We start from the raw sequence: 19,654 nt of genomic DNA on the forward strand, positions 1-19,654 counted from the left end.
AATTAGAGATGTTTAATTAATTCTTGAGCAACGAAATCAGCGATCCAAGGTTGTGCATCTGGTTTTGGGTGAAGGCCATCATCCATCATCCATTCTGGTTTGGTGACAACATGCTCTAAGAAGAATGGCATCAAGGCAACTTGTTGATGCTGTGCAAGCTTAGGGTAGATATCGTAAAACATATCGCTATAGCGCTTACCATAATTAGGTGGAACCCGAATTTGCATCATGACAACGTCCGCACCAGAATCTTTTATCATGGTAATCATTTTTGAAAGATTCGACGTAATAAGTTTAGGAGGGAAACCTCTTAGGCCATCGTTGGCACCTAACTCAATAAGTACCATGTCAGGGCTATGCTGAGTTAGCAACTGAGGTAACCGTGCTAAGCCATTGCCGGTTGTATCGCCAGAAATGCTGGCATTAATAACTGTTACATCTTGACCATGTTCTGACAACGCATCAGGGAGTAAGCTAGGCCAACTCTCTTCGATCGGCATCTGATAGCCTGCACTCAAGCTATCACCCAAGACAAGTAGCTTTTCGCTCGCATGTGCAGTAGCGGAAAAACAAAAAAATAGAACTAAGGAAAGTATACGAATCATGCAAACACCTGTACTTAATGCACCTATTGTTCAAGCCAATTTGGTTTCTAAACAAGTCTCTACTAATCAAGAACAATTAACAATCCTCAAAGACGTAAATGTTGACATCCGAAAAGGAGAAAAAATCGCCATCGTCGGAACTTCCGGTGCAGGTAAGTCAACATTGATGACGTTGCTAGCTGGTCTTGATACGCCGACATCAGGCGAAATTACTTTATTAGGTCATGAATTATCAAAACTGGACGATGAAGCACGTGCGAAAATTCGCGCTGACTCTTTAGGTTTCGTTTTCCAAAGTTTCCTGTTAATCCCGAGTTTGAGTGCATTACGTAATGTCACACTTCCTTGTCTTTTACGTGGTGAAGCCGAAGATGAAGCAAGAGCAGCGGAATTATTAGCTGCTGTTGGATTGGAAAAACGTGTCGACCATCTACCAAGCCAGTTATCTGGTGGTGAACAACAGCGAGTTGCACTAGCGCGCGCATTTATGACACAACCTGAACTGTTGTTCGCAGACGAACCTACCGGCAATCTTGACCATCAAACCGCAGACAAAGTGATTGAGCTGCTATTCGATCTTAATGAACAGCACGGGACAACTCTGATTTTAGTAACACACGATGGTCATCTAGCAAGCCGATGTGACCGTATTTATCGTATGGAGGCGGGTGAGCTTAAGGAGGAGATGTAATGTCTGCAGTATCATCAAGTGAAGCAACATCCACAGAGCAAAACAGTACATCACAGCACTCGTCGAATAAAAGTTTGATACGCTGGAGTTTCGGCGAAATAAGGCAGGGGAATCTTTGGCCTATTAGCGTTGCTCTTATTCTCGTGATTGCGAGTATCTTTGCGCTTTCTGCATTAGCAGAACGAATGGAGCAGGTGATCGTCAAGCAGGGGAAGGACGCATTAACGGCAGATGCGGTGTTTGTGTCTGCTAATCCCATTCCGGACACGTTGTTAGCCTCGACTGAAAGTCTTGACCGTTCGACGATGACACGCTTTGCCACTATGGCATTTAGCGATAATGGTATGCAGCTTATTTCTGTAAGGGCGGTGGATGATAATTACCCTTTAATGGGAGAGCTCGTTCTTGAAAATAATCCAGCCGGTCGCGTTAAAGAGAACCAACTCTGGCTTGATGAACGGATTATGACTCAACTAAGCGTAAAGTCAGGTGACAGTGTCACGATAGGCGATGCCGAGTTTACTGTATCAGGCGCAGTATTGATGGAACCTGGCTTGAGCTTTAATCCATTTCAGCAAATGCCTTCTGCATACATTCATCAAAGTGACGTAGATAAAACAGGAGCAATTCAAGTTGGGAGCCGAGTTCAATACCGTCTGTTTTTACAAGCCGATGATAAAACACTAAAGAGCTTACAAGATGATACGCGGCTTTCTCCGAGCGATCGCTGGCGCACGCAAGATACTGCCAGTCGTAGTAATGAGTTTTTTGAACGCACGACGCAGTATCTGTCTTTGACCGTAGCAATTGTCATCATTATGGCGGCGACAACATTGGTTCTTACTTGTCAAAATTACGTGAACAGCCGGACACAAACTATTGCGATGTTGAAAAGTCTTGGTGCGAGCCGCCGATGGATTGAAAAGTGGTTATTTATTCAAGTCACAATCCTTCTCATTAGTGCCAGTGTCGTCGGCCTACTGCTAGGGAGCGGGCTGGAGTATTTATTACGCATTCCACTCAAAGACTTATTACCCGATCCACTCCCTAGTTACGGCGTCACACCATTTTTGGTGGCATTTATCTCAGCAGTCTTGATTACGGTGCCCGCTCTCGGTATACCATTGTTAGGCTTGATTAAAACTCCCGCGTTAGAAGTGCTACAGCAGGGCAAAGCGCAACGTTCTTGGAAGCGAATGTTACTTGTTCTAGTTCCCGTTGTTCCATTGCTTTTACTGTATGCAGACAACACCTTAGTTTGGATCGTGCTCACTGGTATAGCGGTACTGTTTGTGGTACTCGCAGCAGTTAGCGTCATACTCACAAAACTGTTTGCACGTGTTTCAACCCATCCTGCAATGAAGCTTGCGTTGAGTCGTATCAACCGGACGCCAGTAACCAGCGGTCTACAGTTTGGTGCTTTGGCATTATCTTTGATGTTGCTGTCTATCATTTGGCTTGTGCGCAGCGATATTCTCGCGGATTGGGAGAGAACCTTACCTGCAGACGCGCCAAATGTGTTCGCTTTGAACATTGGTGATTATGAGCTCGATAACTACCTAGAAACCCTAGATAAAAATGGAGTTACGCGGTCACAAGCTTATCCAATAATTCGTGGACGACTAACAGAGATTAACGGTCAAAACGTCAAAGAGATTGATTACGAAGGAGAAGGTTCTGACGCGATACGTCGAGAGCTAAACCTGACATGGGGAGATACCCTACCAGAATATAATGATGTGCTTTCGGGTGAATGGACAAACAAAGGGAGTGTATCTGTAGAAGCGGATGTAGCAAATGACTTAGGCATAAAACTCGGTGATACGCTGCGCTTTGTAATAAACAGCCAGAATTACGATGCAGTAGTAGATACCATCCGTTATGTCGAATGGCGTGACATGAAGCCTAACTTTTATTTTATTTTCTCATCTGACGTGATGGCTAATTTACCTGGTTCTTACCTCATCAGTTATAGGATTGAAGAAGGAAATGAAGCGTTGTTGACGTCAATGTCACGTGCTCACCCAACGGTCTCTGTTTTAGATATCCGAACTATGGGCGAGAAAATTCAGGCTTTGATTCAGCAAATCGTATCAGCAATCACCATCCTTGCTCTTTTAGGCGTTGTTGCTGGTCTGCTGCTCATCTTTACGCTACTGAGGTTAAGCTTGTCCCAACGACAACAAGAGATTCGTTTGTATCGCACATTAGGTTCAAGTAAGAAACGGATCAACACAACCCTGTGGGCCGAGTACGGAATTATGGCGTTGATTGCTAGTGGTGTTGCGGTATTCGCTGCGGAAGTTTGTGTGGCCGCAGTCATGACATATGGATTCGATCTCAATGCACAAATTCACCCCGAATTGTGGATAGCTTTACCGCTTGCAACATTTGTTACGTTGGCACTTGTAGTGATGAGTTTGTTGAAAAGATTGTTAACTCCAGTAAACACTTAATCGCAGCGAGTGTTATCAAGTTTGGAACACTCCATGACACTTTTATTTTAGTTATCCACAAAAACAGTGGATAACTTTTGGGATAACTAAATGGGGTAAAAAGTGGGGTGTTTCTGCAGGCTTTGCGCCATGGGTCTTACAGTGAAATTCTTATTCACATAGACACAAAAAAGTGTCTTCTTAACCATGTCGTCAAGTACTTTTTCGCAAATTTTTTCTACTTTAATGCACTTTACAGGCGCTGTTGGATATTTCGCAAACCCATGAACTTTTTGTGATTTTAATCAAGTCCAAACACGAGTAGAATTCACCGTTTGTAAAGAATTTTCCTTATAAAATTTTTAGTGAAGCAATGAAGTCTGAGTTTCCAAGTTATAAAGATAAGCATATCGCTGTTGTTGGTGGCGGTGTAGCAGGTGCAACAGCAGCAATTCATTTTGCGGAGCTGGGTTTTAAAGTTTCCGTAATAGAGAAGGGCGTATCACTAGTAAATGGTCCACCCATTTGTCATTTGCATGCTGGTGGTAATTTATATCGAGAGATTTCCCAGCAACAATGCTTAGACTTGTTAGCACAATCTATCGATACTGTTCGCCTGTATCCGCTTTCACTGAATATTCGTCCGACAATCATCGCGGTTCCTCATTCCGATGGTGGAGACCCATCCACACTAATTCCGCGATTAGAGGTTGTGAAAAGTGCTTATCAGACGCTCGTTGATAAAGATGAGAGTAATAAAGTGCTCGGCGAGCCAAGCGAATACTACAAACTGTATTCAAAAGCGGAGCTAGAAGCTCTCGCGCAACGTACTCAACCAAGTCATCCTACAAACTTCGATGAGTGGTGCATTCCTTTTGCTCAACATGCTGATCTTGAAGCGCTAAAGTATCCGGTTGTCGCAGTTCAAGAATATGGTTGGAGTGTTTTTCGCCTCGCCGCAATTGCCAACTTAACACTAGATACGCTTCCTAATGCTTCGGTCTTCACACAAGCAACGTTTAAGCAAGCCGATTGGATGGGGGAACACTGGCAACTTGGCTATGAACGTGAAGGTATCGATTACCTGATGACATGCGACTACTTGGTTAACGCGTGTGGCTTTGAAACAGGCTCAATTGACAACACAGTTGGTGCCAAGCGAGACAGGTTGGTGGAGTTTAAAGCCGCTTACGTTACGAGGTGGGCAGACTGTCAACAACAATGGCCAGAAGTTATTTTTCATGGCCCGCGTGGAACCGATAAAGGAATGGCTCAATTGACGCCTTATGGCGATGGTTACTTTCAACTTCATGGTATGACAAAAGGAATCACGCTGTTTGAAGATGGTTTAGTGGAGAGCACGAACTCATCTGCTCAACCTGAACTGCCTATGCCTTTACTCTCGAAGATCCGTTACGGCTGGAGAGAAGAAGTGTTAGAAGAGCGAACGAACAACGCCATCAAACACATGGCGCAGTTTATTCCCGACTATCACTCTGCTGTAAAAGGAGGAAAAGCATTGTTTGGCGCTCAGCAAATTCCCGGAACAGACCCAGTACTCAGAGCGGCAGATGTGACTTTTGAAGATAACCACTACGCGAGAATAGAGGTGGTAAAAGCGTCATCGACACTACTCGCAGCGCAAAAAATGCTTCAATTCTGGTTTGACATCGATCCTAACCAAAATGTGGAAACACAGCATCCGGTCGCTGTAAAGTGGTCTGAACAAGAGGTCGAGCAGTACGCGATTAAACTCACTCAAGAGCGAGGCTATCCACAAGCTTTAGCAGTGCGTTATGGTATGCCTGCATAATCGGCTGTGTTTGGGCTCAGTGGTTGTATTAATACCCAAAAAACTGAGCCCATTGGCACCATACTTCTTGCAAGCCTAGTCTATCTCCTTTCACAAAATTGACTTTTTGTCCGGGTTTCGCCTGTGCTAGTCTAGGTAAGTCAATACGGGCTACGCAGCCAAATTTAGGATACCCGCCAATAGTCTGGTGATCGTTGAGCAGCACAATAGGGTTACCATCGCTAGGTACTTGAATTGAACCTAATGCAATTCCCTCTGATAGGACGCCTTCGTAAGGTGGACGAATGTTATTGCCCTCAAGACGGTAGCCCATGCGATTCGAATTTGGGGAGATGATGAATGCTTTGTTATAAAATGCTTGGCGAGCGTCTTCATCAAAGTCCTCGTTCTGATAGCCTTCAATCACTCTCAGCTTAATGGGTAAGTTGTAATCTGGCTTAAAGCGAAACGTCATTTGCCTTGGTTTACGTTTCGGTAAGTTATGAGGGACAAAGGGAAGAATATCACCAGCTTTCAAAGCGCCACCATTTGAATCATAACCACCTAGAGATTCTCGCAAGACGGTCGATGCGCTTCCTAAGTGCTGAGCAACATTGAATCCACCTTTAACCGCTAGGTAGGAGCGAAGTCCATTCCTTGCGACTCCGAACTGAAGCTTCTGTCCTTTTTTCAACGTAAAGTCAGACCAATTTGAAATAGGTTCACCATCTATTTTTGCATTTAAATCACCGCCACATATAGCAAGGTGGCAGTTATGCAATGCAATAAAACAAGCGTTACCCAGAGTAATTTCAATCGCAACGCAATTGACTACGTTACCAAGCAAATGGTTGGCCCAACTGTAAGCATAGTCGTCGACCGGGCCACCTTGAGTCACACCGACATGCGCTAAGCCAAAACGACCAAAGTCTTGAACTAAAGAGAGCGGTCCTGGCTTTTCCACCAGTAATCCACCGTAACTCATAGTACGCCTCCTAAATCGATAAACTCTTGTTTTGAAATAGCATTAAAGGTGACCTTGTCACCCACTTCAAACGGTATAAAAGGAGGAGAGTCGGAGAAGAGCGCAAGCGGGCTTTTACCAATAATGTTCCATCCGCCAGGACTATCTGATGGATAGACGGCCGTTTTAGAGTCTGCGATTCCTACACTTCCGGCCGGCACTTGAGTTCTTGGTGTGGCAAGCCTTGCCATGTGCAATTGAGTATCAACGTCAGAGAGAAATGCAAAGCCTGGAGCAAATCCAATTGCAGAAACCGCGTACTCGGTTTTCGTATGTAGGGTAATAAGATCGTCTAATGACAGACCTCGCTTTTGAAAACGAGATAGATCTAACGCGGTTTCTTCAGAGTAATATACAGGGATAGTAATGTGATTCGGCTGGGAAAGCTTAAGTGATTGAGTATCAAACTGGCTCACGATTTGTTGCAGCTCATTGACTAAGTTCTTTTCGTTGATTCGAAAAGGTAAGTAATCAATGAGAATAGTTTGATAGGAGGGGACAACGTTCATAACAATTGAAGCGAAAGTTTCTCTTATGCTGCGAGCAAGCTCTCCGACTGCATTTTCAGAAATACTCTCATCAAACTTAATGAAAATACTGCACTCGGAGATCAAAGAGATATTAAATTTCTCTTTATGCATTAATTTCCTCCAGCGGATAGGCTTTGGCGGATCTTTTGGATCAGCGCGATCGACTCTTCATTGTCACCATGAACACAAATTGTGTCGGCTTCCAATAATATGTAACCGCCTGAAGCGGTTTTGACACGCCCAGAGTCAGCTAAGGTCCGCACTTGCTCAAGTATCGCGTGTTCGCTTTTTAACATGGCATTGGGCTGTGTTCTAGGAGTCAGTAAGCCGTCATCTTGGTATAAACGGTCTGCAAATGCTTCAAATAGCAAGGGAACATCATAATCGTCTGCGATTTCTAAGTATTTTTCGTTTTCCTGTGAAGCTAGGATCATTAACGGTACTTTGAACAGTGCTGCCGCCTTTACTACCGCTCTAAATATCGCATCACTTTTCATCATGTCGTTGTATAGAGCACCATGAGGCTTTATGTAACTGATGTCTGTGTATTGCGCCCGGCATAATGCTTGTAAAGCACCAACCTGATATATAACCATGTTCGTAATTTCATCACCCGTCATGCTTATGCTTCGTCTGCCAAAGCCTTGTAGGTCGGCGTAACCTGGGTGTGCGCCAATATCAACATCGTTGTCATTCGCTAGGGTGATGGTGTCGTGCATGACATTAGGGTCGGAGGCATGAAAACCACACGCGATGTTCGCCATATCAACATGGGGCATCACGTCTTCATCTGCGCCCATACTCCAAGAGCCAAAGCTCTCGCCCATATCACAGTTCAATGTAAGTTGCTGTTTATTCAATGTCATACGTTTTATTTCTACACAAGCAATGGGTTTACGATGCAGGAAAATGCATCTAGGTTCAGTGACTCACTTCATTCTTCTATCATGAAAACGAAGCTTTTTGAGCAGATAGCTGACGAAAAAGATCACGTTAGTCCATAAAGATGTTGCCGTTATTTGAGTTGATCCGAATTTTAAGGTATTTCGTTTCTTTTCCATCCAATTTTTGAGAATTTAAGGTTATTTTGCATTAGCATCGTGTTAATCTTGTCGCCCTTCATGGGTGATAGATTGCATAATGGTTCTTCTGTCATTTTTGTGGTTGTCTGCGACAGGAATATATATGTCATTACGAGCGAAGCTTATTTGGCCTCTTCTGGTCTTTTTAACGGCTATCTTTGTTATCTCAAAAGGTTACACCTCGTATACTGTATACCAATCGTCTAAGCATGAACTGGTCGAGCAGACAAGAAAGTTGATTAACAACGTTTCTTTCTCAATTAAAGATGCGCTGACGACAAAGGACAAGCAAAAAGCTCAAACTATTCTCGCCAACTTTTTAAACCAGCCAAATGTAACGCGGGTCAAACTTTATGACCAAGATGACCAACCATTCGCTGTTATGGAGATAAGTGGGGCACTGGCACCCGTTCCAAGTCAAACCGAAAGAAGTAGGTTGCACGCTCTAGGGTATGCCTTATCAACCAAATTTCTTTATGTTCTAGAGCCGATTATCCATGATGGCTATGTCATTGGTAGCATGAGAGTTACGCTTTCTCATCGCCCAATTGTAGAAGCCATACAATCTTTACTTCAAGATGGCGCTTTACTTCTTCTGTTTCTTATCGCTGGTGGCACTGTTTTTTACATAAGTATCGAGAGGCTTGTTCTCAAGCCCGTGATGGAACTCAACCGCGTAATAGAGAATGTGACACACGGACGAAACACGGAACATCAAGCTCGCTATTACGTCAAGGATGAAATTGGAGACCTCGCGAGCTCTTTCAATCAAATGATGAATAGGTTAACAGTACGTGAGAAGCAGCGGCAACATTCGCTAGACACACTAGAACAAAAGCGCGCATTTTCAGAAGAGGTTATCGAATCTGTTCAGCATGCATTAGTTATTACAGACAATTCCGGACGTGTTATTCATTGTAATACGGCGACCCAGCAAATATTTCAAAAAAAATTAGATGAACTTAAATATGCCAATATTCGTGATCTAATTAAAACCAAAACACCGAATGAGCTGAGTCAGATCCTGAGTCGAGGCCTAGAGTGCGATGATATTCACCTCAAAAATGCAGATAACGAACAGCAGTTGAGCCTAACCAGTCGTCGCCTCTCGACACATGAATACTTACTGTTTTCGATTCAAGATATCACCGAAATTGAAGAAGCCATAAACCGGCAACGTGTTGCGGGACGTGTTTTTGAAAGCAGCCAAGATGGTCTCATTGTTCTTAATCATCGCGGTGTCATTACGATGGCAAACCCTGCCGTCACTAAGTTAGTCGGCTTAGAGGTGGATCAGCTTATTGGGAAATCATTCATCCAAACGCTAAAGTGGCGCAAGTTACAGGAAATGATGCCTAGTATCATCGAGTCGATAGAAAATTATGGCGTTTGGCAAGGTGAAGTTATCGAGAAGAACCATATTGGTCAGTTTGTACCGATGTTTGCTCGAGTCAATCGTATCGTTAAGTGTGAAGACTATGGTTTCTATGATCTGGTTATTGTTCTTACCGACCTTTCCGGCGCAAAAGAGATGGAACGATTGGAGCATTTAGCTCATCACGATGCTTTAACGGGGTTAGCCAATCGATCTAAGTTCCATTTAGAGTTGGAACAACTAGTACAACGCTCTGGATACTTGCGTGACGAATTTGCAGTTTTGTACCTCGATCTGGATGGATTTAAAGAAGTTAACGATACCTACGGTCATGATGCAGGTGATGAAGTTTTGAAAAAAGTTTCCGAGCGTCTAACATCTGCGACGAGACATAGTGATTTAATCGCAAGACTTTCTGGTGATGAATTTGTCATGTTGGTAAATCCCGCCAATCAAAAAGTGGTCACCCGAATAGCAGAACAGTTGCTCGAGAGCATATGTGCTCCAATTGAGTACAAAGGTCACTTACTCAAAGTTGGCGTTAGTATCGGTGTAAAATTAGTTGGCGTAAATGAGCGCGATGCTACTCGAGTTTTAAAAAGTGCGGATACGGCAATGTATCAAGCAAAGAAAGCCGGAAAAGGCCAAGCAATATTAATGGGATGCGAATTACAAGAGACAGTTTAAATCGTAACGTCAAAGCTTTAAACTAACCCAATTCGCGTCAGAAGGAATAATAAAATGAAAGTACTCGTTACGGGTGGTATGGGCTATATCGGTAGTCATACGTGTATTCAAATGATCGAAGCTGGCATGACGCCAGTGATTCTAGACAACCTGTACAACAGTAAATCTACGGTATTAGATCGAATTGAAAAGGTATGTGGTGTAAAGCCAACCTTCATTAAAGCCGATATCAGAGATAAATTGGCGATGGTAGAAGCACTAAAGTCGCACAATATTGAAGCTGTTATCCATTTTGCAGGTTTAAAGGCCGTCGGTGAGTCTGTAGCAAAACCTTTAGAGTATTACGACAACAACGTTAATGGCACTTTAGTATTGGTTGATGCAATGCGTGAAGCCGGAGTTAAATCGTTGGTATTTAGTTCATCAGCGACTGTATATGGTGATCCTGCATCTGTACCCATCACAGAGGACTTTCCAACTAGCGCAACTAACCCATATGGGCGCAGCAAATTAATGGTAGAAGAGTGTTTAACCGACTTCCAAAATGCGAACCCTGACTGGAGCATTACACTTCTTCGTTACTTTAACCCGGTAGGTTCACATCCAACAGGCGAGCTAGGTGAAGATCCTCAAGGTATTCCAAACAACTTAATGCCGTTTGTTTCTCAAGTTGCGGTAGGGCGCAGAGAGTTCCTTTCTGTGTTTGGTAGTGATTATCCGACCAAAGATGGCACAGGCGTACGTGATTATATTCATGTAATGGACTTATCTGATGGTCACGTTGCTGCATTAGAAAAAGTAGGTAGCAAAGCTGGCCTTCATATCTATAACCTCGGTACTGGTAACGGCTACAGTGTACTGGACATGGTGAAAGCATTTGAAGCCGCAAGTGGTAAAGATGTCCCATACCAACTTGTTGAGCGTCGTCCAGGTGATATTGCAGAGTGTTGGGCGGATCCATCAAAAGCGATGAATGAGTTAGGTTGGAAAGCAACTCGCACTCTAGAAGAAATGACTGGCGATACATGGCGCTGGCAGTCTACTAACCCTCAAGGTTATCCAGACGCCTAATCTTTAATTTACATAATAGTAACAAAAAGGCGCGTGATTGCGTCTTTTTTGATCCAAATCGGAAAAAATCGTAAATTACTGGTTAAAAGGTAGCAAGTATATATAGAGCTGTTAAACTATGCCCGACTCTTAATTTGGGTTATAAATTTTCTCATAGCTATTGGGGTAGTTCATGGAACTCGGTCTGATCATCACTTTCATCATTGCAGCAGCAGTAATGGTGAAAAAAGAGATGGCAAAACAGTAAACTTTCATTTTTCATACTTTTCTTTACATTTTTGAAATGAAAGCCATAAAAAAAGCCAGCATTACGCTGGCTTTTGTGTTTTTAAGGTTTAGAACTCGTATTTAACACTAATGTTATAATTACGCTCAGCTTGCGTTTTGTCTCGACTTAACTCAGTCTTACCGCGAACATCGTTCCAAAGATGGTATTCTTCATTCGTTAGATTCATAACACCAGCACGAATGGTTATATCTTTCATTGGTTTGTAGTACGCCGTTAAGTCAACGACTGTCGCAGACGGCAAAGCAACTTGGTCTTTGATTCCGCCTTTATCACCATCAGAGTTGATATCACTGTTCGATTTCTTAGCCGTGTAGTTTACTTTTAGGCTTGTCCCCCAAAGTGCATTTGGTGAATCGTAATTTACAGCAGCTACGGCATTCCATGGGTTTACACTGTTCAAAGGATTACCATCACCATCTTCACCTTCTGTGTATGCTGCAACAAAGCGAGTTGTCACGCCTGATGGAAGACCAGCAATGGCATGCCAATCAAGACGGTTAGAGAGCTCAACCCCTTTAATGTTTGCTTCACTAATATTGATATTTGTGAATTCAGTTAAACCACCATTGTTTGATGACGTTTGCTCAATAAAGTCACTGTAATCACTGTAGTAGAACGCTACTTCAGTTGCAGACGCTGCAGTGTTATGACGGTAACCAAGTTCATAAGACAAACTCTTTTCAGATCCCAAATTTGGGTTAGGGCGGTTGGTATAGCCATGAGCCGGATTATCGTAGGTGTAGTAAAGCTCGTCGAACGATGGCGCTCGGAACCCTTGGCTCACTTGCGCGAAGATCGTGCCAGGTTGCGATACAGAGTAAGTTGCTCCTAAACGACCAGTTAATGCAGAGTCGCTAAACTTCTCGAATGACTCTTCAGAAGTATTTGAAGGATTAGTAGAGAAGTAATCGTAACGCACACCTGGAGTCAGAATTAGCTTGTCATTAAGAAGCGAAATTTCATCTTGCAAGAATAAACCAAAGCTTTCTTCTTTTGCATCCGGTGTGTAAACGTAAACAGTATCTGGCGTGCCAGGATCGGAATTAAACTCGCGATTGGTATTACTGATGTCACTATGTTTGTACGATATTCCGTAAACAATATAGTGATTTTGAATCTCTTTATCTAACTGAGTTTCGAATTCAAATTTGTCTTCAGTATATTCGTAATCTTTTTTCTGTTGGTTGTCACCACTAGGCGGTACGTAAGGTGGGTAACCAGGGCTGGCTTCGATAAAGCGATTAGAGACGCCGTTTTCTTCTTTACCAATCCATGTAAGCTTGGACGTGATCGTATCCGAGATAGCTGCATCTGCAAACCAAATGTGCTTGAGCCCAATGCGATTTTGCTTGGTTGTGTCTTCAGCGTTGAAGTTTTTGTAACTTTTATGTGCGATCTCTGAGTCAGTCTCGTTGTAAATAACTTCTCCCAAGAACTCCAAGCGATGAGCGTCATTCAATTGAGATTGAAGTTTTACCAATAGATCGTTTTTGTAATAATCTTGGTTGTCCACAGAATAGTTATCGTAAGGCGCCTTAGAGAAATTTTGTAGCTCTGCACCATCACGGCGTGTAAAGGCTATAAGTGCTTCTGTATTACCGAAACGCTTTGCTAAAGCTACATGCTCACTAAAAGAGTTATCTTCCGATGAATAAGAGAGTTTAGCTTGACCACCAAAGTCTTTACCATCTTTGAGGAAATCCTTCGGATCTTTTGTTTCGAATGCGACAACACCGCCAATTGCATCACTACCATGTAGGCTAGAAGCTGCTCCTTTAACAATTTCGACACTCTTTAGCATATCGGGGTCGACAGTAACGGCACTAGAATTGATAAACGAATATGGTCCACCGCTGAATACACCTGGTTGAGATGCACCGTCTACTAAGATTTTAACTCGTTTACCTTCCATCCCGCGAATGTTAATACTTTGGACGCCTTGGCGTTGAGTGCCATTAACAGTAACACCTGGCGTATACTCGAATAGATCATTCAAGTCCTTTACCATGTTTTCTTCGATGTCTTTCTCTGATACAACAGCAACAGAAGCAGCAACAGTGTTTATGGTTTGGTTGGTACGGGTGGCCGACACAACGACTTCTTCAAACTTAGAAGCTTCTTCCGCATAAGCAGTATGGGAAAGGGCAACTAAAATGGAGGCTGACAAAATTGATTTTTTATACATTGGCTTCAATACCTTAGATCCATAATAGGTAACAACACGCGGATATTAATGGATCTAAATGGTAATTACTATCATTACCATTGTCATTTATTGATTTGTATTGAATCTTCTTCTTAGGCTATGAGCATTCCTAGTCTTTAGTTATCAATATGTTATATTATTTGTCGTTAGTTCTTGATAAGCTCATCCAAATACAACGAATGTGATGAATGTCACATTAAGAGAGGCCGTGTGCAGAGTCCAATTACGTTAGAAGCACTCCATATTCTAGATGCTATTGATCGAAGAGGGAGTTTTGCTGCTGCTGCGAATGAGTTAGACAGAGCCCCGTCATCGCTGAGCTATCAAATCCAGAAACTCGAGCAAGACTTAGACATTATTATCTTCGATCGCTCTGGTCACAAAGCCCATTTTACTGAAGCAGGTAAGCTTATTCTTGAAAGAGGAAGAGCCATTTTACAAGCCAGTGAAAAGTTAGTGAACGATGCAACGTTATTGGCGAATGGCTGGGAACTGGATATTACCATTGCCTTCGATGGCATTATTCCTATATCCAACTTTTTCCCGATGGTTGATGCGCTGGCCGAGGTCAGCTCAACTCGAGTCAGGCTGCAAGAGGAGATTCTGGCTGGTAGCTGGGAGTCGTTGAATACGGGGAGAGCTGATTTACTGATTTGCCCATCACTGGATACGCTTCCTCAAGAAGTTAAGTCAGAAAAAATTGGTAAAATGAGTATGTATTGGGTAGCTTCCGCTGATCACTATGTTCACAAGCGTAGTGGTAAGTTTGATGAAGCAGCGCGAGAAAAGTATCGGATTATTGCTATTGCAGATACCGCACGTGAGCAACCCGCGCTCTCAATTAATATCATTCAAAAACAGCCTCGCTTGACCGTCACCAACTTTACGGCAAAAGTAGAAGCGCTCACTGCAGGTTTAGGCATTGGTACATTACCAAGCCAAATTGCGCAACCTCTTATTGATAGTGGTGTATTGAAACGAATCGAAGGCACTGAAGAACAGCCGATGGATATTATTTTGGCATGGCGCCGGAACACTATGGGTGAAGCAAAATCCTGGTGTATTCAGTACCTAAAAAAGAATTGGAAACTAAAGTAACAACGTAACTTTTACTTCTTAAATTCCCATTGATTATCGAATGTAAGAAGTAAAAGTCATCGCTAATGCTGAGCTTTTCAATTTAAAGGGAGCACCATATCTGCCGTACCGTCTGCAAACTGGACATCGATCTCAAACCCCAAGTTCTGAGCCAACATCAACATTCCTCTATTTGTTGGCATGGTCATTCCAGACATTTGCTTTGTGCCTTTAACTTTGCAATAGCTGATTATTTTCTGCATCAGCACTTTGCCTAAACCTTTTCCTTTCAAATCTGAACGAACCAAAATAGCAAACTCAGCGTCACTATTGTCTGGTGTAATCAATGCGCGGGCTACCCCTATGATAGACGGTCCGTCAGTATTAAACGCTACCGCAACAAACGCCATTTCGCGGTCGTAGTCGATTTGAGTAAAGTTTGCCAAAGCCTCATGGTTGAACTCTCCAACTTCAGAAAAGAAACGTTTATAGAGATCTTCTTTCGATACGCTATTAATGAATTGAGCATGCAGCGGTTCATCCTCAGGCAAGATAGGGCGAAGCAGGATAGGTTGGCCATCTCGAAGCGTTACAGTTTCGACAAACTCTGCCGGGAAAGGGCGAATCGCTAGCCGTTTTTGGGCGTCTCCTTCGTATTTACACAGTGTGACATCTGCATCAAGGATAGTTAAATCGCTTCCGGATACCAGTACTGGATGGATATCCAGCCTTTGTATTTCTGGTAACTCAACTGCCATTTGGGAGATACGAACCAAGAACTTCGACAACTCAGTAATATCGAGCGCATCTTTGTGTTTCTGCAGGCGAATCTTTCCAGACTTTAGGGCAACAACGACAAGGTAGCGCGCAAGCGTCATGTTCAAAGGAGGAAGTGCAGCGACGGCATCTTGGGCGATATTCCACTCAGAGCCGCCTTGACCAAGCAAGATCACTGGTCCAAAGACTTTATCTACTGCAATACTAATCCGTAGCTCTTCAGCGCTGCCGAGCTTTGCCATCCCTTGTACCAACAGCCCATGTACATTGGCGGAAGGGTAGCTGAGCTTTACGGTATCTAAAATGGATAGCGCTGCGTTGGAAACTTCTCGACTGTTTCTTAAATTTAGAGCGACACCGTGAACATCCGATTTATGAGGAATGTCTGGAGAACGCAATTTAACCGCAACAGGATATCCAATATTTTCTGCCATATGAACGGCTTCAATGTCGTCAGATGCAATCCACGTAGGCAAAACGTTAAACCCGAACAGCTTAAATAATGGGCTGGTTTGATGCGTATCCAAGGTGACTGTGTTTTTATCCAGTAGTCGTTCGTTTACCCATTCTTTTGCTGAACTCACACTTCCAGAATGTAATGGCTCTGCCGTCGTTGGCGTTTCCATTAGTTGTTTCTGGTTTCGTCTGTATTCGACCAAGTGCATGTATGCTACAACCGCACTTTCAGGTGTTCTATAGGTTGGAATGCCTGCTTGAGTAAAGGCCAGTCGCGCTTCTCTCGACGTTTGTTCTCCTGACCAGTTGGTCAAGATATTAAAATGCTTATGCCGAGGGTGAGATTTGATGGCATTAATAACGACTTGAGCAGTTTCAAGAGGATCAGAAACAGCAGAAGGACTATGCATAATCAATATCGCATCTGCACAGTCGTTATTCATCAGTGCGTTAATGGTATCAATATAGCGTTTTTGGGTTGCGTCACCAGACAGATCAATTGGATTTCGAGCACGCCAGTTGGATGGAAGTACTGCTTGTAATTGCTCAATGGAAGCGTCATCAAGCGTTGCGAGTTGGCCACCACGTTCAATCAAAGTATCAACGGACATAACAGCAGGGCCGCCGCCATTGGTGATGATCGCTAAACGCTCTCCACGAAGTGGCACAGAATGCGTGAGTGTTTCTACCGCGGCAAAAAGCTCATGCGTATTGCTGACTCGTAACATACCAGTTCTGCGAATAGCAGAATCGTAAATTACGTCAAGTGTATCTCCGTCTTGCTGCTCAAAAGTATTCATCTCTTTAGAGCGGCCCGCTTTTAGCACCAATATACGTCGGTTACGTGAAGCGGCGCGCGCAGCAGACATAAATCGGCGAGCGTCTTGGATATTATCAACATAAAGCAGAATAGCTTCAGTGTTTCCATCCATACTCAAATAGTCGAGCAAATCTGCAAAATCGATATCTTGTCCGCGCCCAATCGAAATGAACGAAGAAAAACCAATGTTCTTATCATTTGCCCAGTCTAAAACCGTGGTACAAACCGCCGCGGATTGTGAGATGAAAGCAATTTTTCCGGGTTTAGCTGCAACAGGGGAAAACGTGCAGTTAAAATTGTGCCAAGGAAGGATGATACCTAAGCTGTTTGGGCCTAAGACTCGAATGTTCAATGATGAGATATCTAAAGGGTTAGGGTCATCAGAGATAACAATCGCAAACGGTGTGCCTCTCTCATCTAGCTCTTTAAGCAATTGCTCGTTACGTGAAACGTTCGTACACAAAATTGCAATATCTGGCGTATAGGGCAGGGAAGCTACATCAGGGTAAGCGATCACGCCAGATACGGCTTTATATCGCGGCGTTACTGGCATAATCGCGCCACCAAATCCACTTTGTAGAAGGTTGCGCATCACAACATGTCCTGCTCGCAATGCTTTTTGAGATGCCCCAATAACGGCCACAGAGTTGGGTTTAAAGAGTTTATGTAGTTTATTCATGCTGACTCCTGGCCGTTTGTAAGTCACGTTGGCTTCTCGGTTTCATATCAATCATAAACGAATAATTTACTGATAAAACATCTTCAGACCAGACATTGCAGAAAATGTGTACGATGCTTATGGAGTTTGTGTTATTCATCACATCAAAATCACAGATTATTGTATTTGATGCTTGATAAACGGCCCTGCTATCGGCATGATTTATCGTAATATTTATCCAGAGCATTTGTTACTTCATGAAAAAAATCGCAATCATCGGCTTGTCAGTTCTGCTTTCTGCTTGTGCATCTGAAACTTACATCACGGATGTGACCTCAGAAAGTTACCGAGAGGACTACAAATCAGATCGTATCTCTAAACCAATTATGGCGTCTGAAAACGCTGTAGTAGAAAAAGACGTACAACCAACTGTTGTGAAAATGACGGCAAAGCCTGAAGAAAAGAAAGTAGTCAAGCTAACGCCAAAAGAGCAGGCGAAGCCAGTTAAGATCGTACCACCAAGTAAAAAGCAAGCTGGCATTCAACGATTCGGCTATACCATTCAAGTCGCAGCTGTGGGTAGCCAAGCTAAAGTCGATCAGTTTGCAAATAAGCTGCCACAGAACGGTCAGCCAATTTGGGAAAACTACAAAGTTGTAAACGGTACTAAGTGGTTCTCAGTTTTATACGGAGACTACGCAACAAGCGCAGAAGCCAAGCAAGCGATTTCGACTTTGCCAGCTCAATTTCAGCAGTTAAGACCATTTGTTAAAAGCATTGATGCAATCAAAAACTCAGCTTACCCAACGCTTAACAAATTAAATTAACACATCAAATAAGGGAGCGAATAGCTCCCTTATTTATTTGCTCAAATCCTATTCGAACAACATTCCTCACATTAAAATTACTGTACGTCACACTTCAAAGGTTTATCATAATAAATAGTATCTTTTGTAGGTCACGGAAAGATGGATTCATGATTAAAAATATTCTTTTACTATGCGGCGGTGGCTCTTCTGAGCACGAGATTTCATTATTGTCTGCAAACTTTGTCGAACAACAACTAAATCTTATTGAAGACGTTCACGTTACACGCGTAGAAATAAAAAACGAAGGTTGGATGACCAACCAAGGTGAGTTGGTTTACTTGGATCTCAATACCAAGCAGTTGTGCTCAAGTGAATCTAATCAAACCATTGATTTCATCGTGCCTTGTATACATGGTTTTCCTGGCGAAACAGGCGACATTCAATCTCTGTTTGAAATCGCAGGTATTCCTTATCTTGGCTGCGGGCCAGAAGCGAGTAGCAATAGTTTCAATAAAATCACATCTAAGCTTTGGTACGACGCTATTGGCATACCCAATACGCCATACTTATTCTTAACGCGAAACGATGAAGAAGCTCACGTTCAAGCTCATAAAGCCTTTGAAAAGTGGGGAAAAGTTTTTGTTAAAGCCGCTCGCCAAGGTTCTTCCGTTGGCTGTTACAGTGTCACAGAAAAAGACAAGCTTTCTAATGCAGTAAATGATGCTTTTGGGTTTTCTGACCAAGTGTTGGTTGAGAAAGCAGTAAAACCTCGAGAACTTGAAGTTGCTGCATATGAGATGAATGGCCAACTACATATCACTAAGCCAGGCGAGGTCATCGCGCCTGATGGTGCTTTTTACTCGTACGATGAAAAGTACAGCAGTTCAAGTCACTCGCTCACAGAAGTTGAGGCGAAGAATCTAACTCAAATACAATTAGATTCCATCCAACACGCGTCAGAGACGGTATTTAAACAAATGAATCTTCGTCATTTATCTCGTATCGACTTTTTCCTAACGGAAGATGATGAGATTTACTTAAACGAAGTAAACACATTTCCAGGAATGACTCCGATCTCAATGTTCCCTAAAATGCTTCAAAACAACGGGCACAAATTTCATGAGTTCTTGGAAGATTGTATAAACAGTGCAAAGTGATTAACGTTATCGAGACGCGTTTTATGATACAAGTTGTTTTCTAGAGCAAGGATTATTCAAGCCGTATTTGAATATTGCTCAGTAGCAATTATGATTATATCAACGCATTAAAC

14 protein-coding genes are annotated in these 19,654 nt (G+C 43.0%); 8 read left to right on the forward strand and 6 right to left on the reverse strand.

The genetic code is table 11. The features are described from left to right. Positions 1-2: 2 nt before the first annotated feature. Positions 3-605: a multifunctional acyl-CoA thioesterase I/protease I/lysophospholipase L1 gene (gene tesA / locus R7O03_RS12760; protein WP_005376324.1), complete on the reverse strand. Its 603-nt coding sequence runs from the start codon at positions 603-605 to the stop codon at positions 3-5. Here tesA and R7O03_RS12765 point away from each other — a divergent pair. The 3 genes from R7O03_RS12765 to R7O03_RS12775 all read left to right on the forward strand — a co-directional run bounded on the left by R7O03_RS12765 (position 604) and on the right by R7O03_RS12775 (position 5,544). After that, positions 604-1,296 carry an ABC transporter ATP-binding protein gene (locus R7O03_RS12765; protein WP_047101137.1) on the forward strand — a complete coding sequence of 231 codons (693 nt, stop codon included), beginning with the start codon at positions 604-606 and terminating at the stop codon, positions 1,294-1,296. The two genes, tesA and R7O03_RS12765, sit on opposite strands and share 2 nt — an antisense overlap. Then, positions 1,296-3,752, forward strand: coding sequence for an ABC transporter permease (locus R7O03_RS12770; RefSeq protein WP_318131744.1), 2,457 nt, complete (start codon positions 1,296-1,298; stop codon positions 3,750-3,752). The genes R7O03_RS12765 and R7O03_RS12770 overlap by 1 nt, the downstream gene beginning before the upstream one ends. A gap of 352 nt (positions 3,753-4,104) precedes the next feature. Beyond that, positions 4,105-5,544: an FAD-dependent oxidoreductase gene (locus R7O03_RS12775; RefSeq protein WP_064376835.1), complete on the forward strand. Its 1,440-nt coding sequence runs from the start codon at positions 4,105-4,107 to the stop codon at positions 5,542-5,544. 28 nt (positions 5,545-5,572) lie between these two features. On the opposite strand, the gene R7O03_RS12780 is transcribed toward R7O03_RS12775, so the two are convergent. Genes R7O03_RS12780 through R7O03_RS12790 form a run of 3 tightly spaced genes read right to left on the reverse strand, consistent with a single transcriptional unit; the run spans position 5,573 to position 7,943 of the window. Then, on the reverse strand, positions 5,573-6,508 hold the full coding sequence (locus R7O03_RS12780) for a biotin-dependent carboxyltransferase family protein (RefSeq protein ID WP_005376316.1): 936 nt from the start codon (positions 6,506-6,508) through the stop codon (positions 5,573-5,575). Next, positions 6,505-7,188 carry a 5-oxoprolinase subunit B family protein gene (locus tag R7O03_RS12785; protein ID WP_005386313.1) on the reverse strand — a complete coding sequence of 228 codons (684 nt, stop codon included), beginning with the start codon at positions 7,186-7,188 and terminating at the stop codon, positions 6,505-6,507. Before R7O03_RS12785 ends, R7O03_RS12780 begins: the two co-directional genes overlap by 4 nt. Beyond that, the gene (locus R7O03_RS12790; RefSeq protein WP_262665001.1) at positions 7,188-7,943 is read right to left on the reverse strand and encodes a 5-oxoprolinase subunit PxpA; all 756 of its coding nucleotides are present in this window, start codon (positions 7,941-7,943) and stop codon (positions 7,188-7,190) included. The genes R7O03_RS12785 and R7O03_RS12790 overlap by 1 nt, the downstream gene beginning before the upstream one ends. A 319-nt stretch (positions 7,944-8,262) precedes the next feature. On the opposite strand from R7O03_RS12790, the gene R7O03_RS12795 reads away from it, so the two are divergent. Together R7O03_RS12795 and galE are read left to right on the forward strand one after the other, a co-directional pair. Then, complete coding sequence (locus tag R7O03_RS12795; RefSeq protein WP_213963757.1) at positions 8,263-10,221, forward strand: diguanylate cyclase domain-containing protein; 1,959 nt, start codon at positions 8,263-8,265, stop codon at positions 10,219-10,221. 54 nt (positions 10,222-10,275) lie between these two features. Then, on the forward strand, positions 10,276-11,292 hold the full coding sequence (gene galE, locus R7O03_RS12800; protein ID WP_005376309.1) for a UDP-glucose 4-epimerase GalE: 1,017 nt from the start codon (positions 10,276-10,278) through the stop codon (positions 11,290-11,292). A 335-nt stretch (positions 11,293-11,627) separates the two neighbouring features. Here galE and R7O03_RS12805 read toward each other — a convergent pair whose 3' ends face one another. Next, the gene (locus R7O03_RS12805; protein ID WP_053303617.1) at positions 11,628-13,766 is read right to left on the reverse strand and encodes a TonB-dependent hemoglobin/transferrin/lactoferrin family receptor; all 2,139 of its coding nucleotides are present in this window, start codon (positions 13,764-13,766) and stop codon (positions 11,628-11,630) included. A gap of 231 nt (positions 13,767-13,997) precedes the next feature. On the opposite strand from R7O03_RS12805, the gene R7O03_RS12810 reads away from it, so the two are divergent. Further along, positions 13,998-14,885 (forward strand): LysR family transcriptional regulator, encoded by an 888-nt coding sequence (locus tag R7O03_RS12810; protein ID WP_017634152.1) that lies wholly within the window; start codon positions 13,998-14,000, stop codon positions 14,883-14,885. 77 nt (positions 14,886-14,962) lie between these two features. On the opposite strand, the gene R7O03_RS12815 is transcribed toward R7O03_RS12810, so the two are convergent. Continuing rightward, the gene (locus R7O03_RS12815) at positions 14,963-17,596 is read right to left on the reverse strand and encodes a bifunctional acetate--CoA ligase family protein/GNAT family N-acetyltransferase (protein ID WP_065275287.1); all 2,634 of its coding nucleotides are present in this window, start codon (positions 17,594-17,596) and stop codon (positions 14,963-14,965) included. Positions 17,597-17,832: 236 nt separating this feature from the next. Between R7O03_RS12815 and R7O03_RS12820 the strand changes: the two genes are divergently transcribed. Beyond that, positions 17,833-18,402, forward strand: coding sequence for an SPOR domain-containing protein (locus R7O03_RS12820; RefSeq protein ID WP_005390018.1), 570 nt, complete (start codon positions 17,833-17,835; stop codon positions 18,400-18,402). Between the two features lie 149 nt (positions 18,403-18,551). After that, positions 18,552-19,541, forward strand: coding sequence for a D-alanine--D-alanine ligase (locus tag R7O03_RS12825; RefSeq protein WP_033907069.1), 990 nt, complete (start codon positions 18,552-18,554; stop codon positions 19,539-19,541). Positions 19,542-19,654: the final 113 nt, after the last annotated feature.

It is taken from the genome of Vibrio sp. Vb2960 (assembly GCF_033337665.1).
GTDB classification, from domain to species: domain Bacteria; phylum Pseudomonadota; class Gammaproteobacteria; order Enterobacterales; family Vibrionaceae; genus Vibrio; species Vibrio alginolyticus.